The organism is Streptococcus mitis (genome assembly GCF_001579035.1).
GTDB classification, from domain to species: Bacteria; Bacillota; Bacilli; order Lactobacillales; family Streptococcaceae; genus Streptococcus; species Streptococcus mitis_J.
In genome coordinates this window covers 142,202-146,177 of record NZ_KQ970289.1, presented here as the reverse complement: position 1 = coordinate 146,177, position 3,976 = coordinate 142,202, and the positions used below count along the sequence as shown (strand labels likewise).

The 3,976-nt window shown below is 34.1% G+C and carries 2 protein-coding genes and 2 pseudogenes; all 4 read left to right on the top strand.

Features of this window, described 5'->3' with window-relative positions:
* On the top strand, window positions 1-1,452 hold a 1,452-nt coding region (gene galT, locus SMIDD26_RS07975; protein ID WP_246746996.1), incomplete at its 5' end, for a UDP-glucose--hexose-1-phosphate uridylyltransferase.
* A gap of 12 nt (window positions 1,453-1,464) precedes the next feature.
* Window positions 1,465-2,476: pseudogene (gene galE, locus SMIDD26_RS07970) on the top strand (UDP-glucose 4-epimerase GalE).
* 183 nt (window positions 2,477-2,659) lie between these two features.
* Window positions 2,660-3,319 carry a DUF1868 domain-containing protein gene (locus tag SMIDD26_RS07965; protein ID WP_000793811.1) on the top strand — a complete coding sequence of 220 codons (660 nt, stop codon included), beginning with the start codon at window positions 2,660-2,662 and terminating at the stop codon, window positions 3,317-3,319.
* 24 nt (window positions 3,320-3,343) lie between these two features.
* Window positions 3,344-3,976: pseudogene (locus SMIDD26_RS13195) on the top strand (ABC transporter substrate-binding protein); the annotation flags it as partial.

Sequence of the window (3,976 nt, the reverse complement as noted above, 5' to 3'; positions counted from 1 at the left end):
GTTGATAGAGTAATTGAATACGGAATGTATAATGAAATTGACAAAATATATGTGAAAAATAGAGTACTAGCGTTAATAGGTGAGGAGGGAACTGATCGCATTTCCGATGAAAATGACCTGAAACAAATAAAAGATTACTTAGTGGAAATCGCCTTAAAAAACGGTAAAATTAAAGATTTAATCGAGGAAAAGGAATGTTTAGGAGCAGAGTTAATGAATTTCATAGTTCCTTTACCTAGTCGATTAAATGATATTTTTTGGAGTTCATATGATATATCACCTCAAGAAGCAGTTGAAGAGTTTTATAAGTTAAGTAAAGATAGTGATTATATTAAAACTTCTGCTATTGCTAAGAATATTGAATTTAGAGCATCAACTAAATACGGAGAGCTAGAGATTACGATAAATTTGTCAAAACCCGAAAAAGATCCAAAAACAATTGCTGCTGAAAAATTAGTAAAAGCAACTAATTATCCCAAATGTTTACTATGTATGGAAAATGAAGGATATCAGGGGCGAATAAATTATCCAGCACGTTCGAATCATAGAATTATTCGGTTGAAACTTGGTGACGAAGTATGGGGATTCCAGTATTCTCCCTACTCATACTTTAATGAGCATGCGATATTTTTAAATAGTCAACATGTACCAATGGCTATTACCTCTAAAACATTTGAACAATTATTGGAGATTGTTGATATTTTGCCAGGATATTTTGCTGGTTCAAATTCTGATCTTCCTATCTCAGGAGGCTCCATTCTTAGTCATAACCACTACCAGGGAGGGAAACATATTTTCCCAATGGAAAAAGCAAAATTTGAGAGTGAATTTCGTTTTAAAGACTTTGAGGATGTTAATGCTGGTATTGTAAAATGGCCAATGTCAGTAATTAGGTTACAAAGTGAAAATAAAAATCGCTTGTTAGATTTAGCTACTAAAATTCTAAATAAGTGGAGAGAATATTCAGATTTAGAAGTAGACATCATTGCTATGACTGAAGATGTCCCACACCATACGGTGACTCCTATTGCTCGTAAAGTGGACGGGAGATATGAATTAGATATTGTTCTAAGAGATAATCATACTACTGAACAATACCCAGATGGTGTTTTCCATCCTCATCAAGATGTACAACATATTAAAAAGGAAAATATCGGGTTAATCGAAGTGATGGGACTTGCGATATTACCACCTCGTTTGAAACCAGAGTTAGAAGAAGTTGGAAAATATCTTTTAGGAGAGGATAACGCAATTGCGGATTATCATTTAGAATGGGCCGACCAATTGAAAGAAAAATATCCTCGCATTAATAAAGAAGAGGTTAATAGCGTAGTTCAACACGAAGTAGGACAAGTGTTTGCGAGAGTTCTGGAAGATGCAGGAGTTTATAAGAATACACCGTCTGGGCATGAAGCGTTTATGAGATTTGTTAAGTCGGTTGGAATTAATTAGGAGGAAACCCAAATGGCAATATTGGTAACAGGCGGAGCTGGTTATATTGGTAGCCATACCGTAGTAGAATTACTAAATTTAGGAAAGGAAGTTATCATTGTCGACAACCTTTCGAACTCTAGCATCTTGGTGCTAGACCGTATTGAAGCAATTACAGGAATACGTCCCGTGTTTTACGAATTAGATGTTTGTGATAAACAAGCATTGAGAAAGGTATTTGAACAAGAATCGATTGATGCTGCAATTCATTTTGCAGGTTATAAAGCTGTCGGAGAATCCGTGCAAAAGCCTGTGATGTACTACAAAAATAATATTATGAGTACATTGGCACTTGTTGAAGTGATGTCAGAATTTAATGTTAAAAAGATTGTCTTTTCTTCAAGTGCGACTGTATATGGAATTAACAATCAGTCACCTCTAATTGAGACAATGCAAACAAGTGCTACAAATCCTTATGGGTATACGAAAGTGATGCTTGAGCAAATTTTAAAAGATGTTCATGTGGCAGACTCAGAATGGAGTATTGCGTTGCTTCGTTATTTCAATCCAATTGGTGCTCATGAGTCTGGTTTGATTGGGGAAGATCCCTCAGGAATTCCTAACAACTTGATGCCTTATATTGCACAAGTAGCGGTAGGTAAGTTGTCAGAGCTAAGTGTGTTCGGAAATGATTATGATACGCTTGATGGTACTGGTGTGCGTGATTATATCCATGTAGTAGATTTAGCAATAGGACATATAAAAGCTTTAGAAAAAGTATCTGAAAAAACAGATGTTTATATCTATAACCTAGGCTCGGGAGAAGGCACTAGTGTATTACAACTTGTAAATACATTTGAAAGTGTTAATAAGATCCCTATTCCTTATAAAATAGTTCCAAGACGTTCAGGAGACGTTGCAACTTGTTATGCAAATGCAGACAAAGCATATAAGGAATTAAATTGGAGGACAACAAAATCGATTGAAGACATGTGTAGAGATACATGGAATTGGCAATCAAAAAAATCCCAATGGCTATAATTGATGATACTGTCTATATGAGTGCTGTATTTTGGAAAAATTACTTAAACTTTTAATGAAATGCATATTTAATGAAAGATAAATTTTTTTAAAAATAGTTTGAAAGCGCTTGACAAAGTAAACGGTTTCGTTATATAATATAAGCATAGATGACACCGGTGTCAAATATAAAAAAGAGGGTCTTTATATGAAAAACCTAACAAAAATTAAGTTCAAAGAAAATGGAGAATTTAATCATTTTCCAGGAAATACTGTTGTAGCAAATCTTTATACTAAACAAGATTTGATGGAAGTTGTTGATATTATTCAATCACGTTATAGAGAATTACCATTTATCGATAAGTTTACTTTAACTCCAAGGAATTCTATTCACATGACTGTAATTGAATTGTTGTGCCATGAAAATCGTGAAACGGAGTTTTGGAGCAGTAATCTTCCTCTTGATACACCTTTACAGGAAATACATGATTACTTTGCTAAACAACTTGAAATTTTTCCATTGTTGGATGAAGAAATTCATATGCGTGTGACTGAAATGGGAAAACAAAACATACTAGTTGAACCTGCAGATGAAGCTTCTGCAAAGAGATTAGAAGAAATTCGTACTTATGTTTCAGAAAAAGCAGGTGTTCGTTTCCCTAATCATGATAGATATCAATTCCATATTTCAATTGGATATCTTCGGATTCCTCTAACCGAAGAGGAGGAAGAAGAGTTTACTAAAGTCAGAGCAGAATTAACTGAAATCTTATTAGAGAAGATTCCAACTATTACTGTAAACCGTATTGACTATACTGTATTTGAAGATATGAGACAATTTGTTCCATATCACGAAAAATTTAAATAAAATAATAAAAAAGGAGAACTTATCATGAAAAAGATGAAAGTTTGGTCTACTGTACTTGCAACGGGAGTTGCTCTTACTACACTTGCTGCTTGCTCTGGAGGTTCAAATTCTACGACTGCTTCTTCATCTGAAGAAAAAGCTGATAAAAGTCAAGAATTAGTAATCTATTCGAACTCAGTTTCAAATGGTCGTGGTGATTGGTTAACTGCTAAAGCAAAAGAAGCTGGTTTTAATATAAAAATGGTTGATATTCCTGGCGCTCAATTAGCAGACCGTGTTATTGCCGAGAAGAATAATGCAGTTGCAGATATGGTATTTGGAATTGGTGCTGTTGATTCAAATAAAATTAGAGATCAAAAATTACTAGTCCAGTACAAGCCTAAATGGTTAGATAAAATTGATCAATCTTTATCAGATAAAGATAATTATTATAATCCTGTGATTGTTCAACCATTAGTTTTAATTGGGGCGCCTGATGTAAAAGAAATGCCTAAAGATTGGACTGAATTAGGTAGTAAGTATAAAGGTAAATATTCAATTTCTGGTCTTCAAGGTGGTACAGGACGGGCAATTCTAGCAAGTATCTTAGTTCGATACCTTGATGATAAAGGTGAATTAGGTGTTTCCGAAAAAGGTTGGGAAGTAGCAAAAGAATAT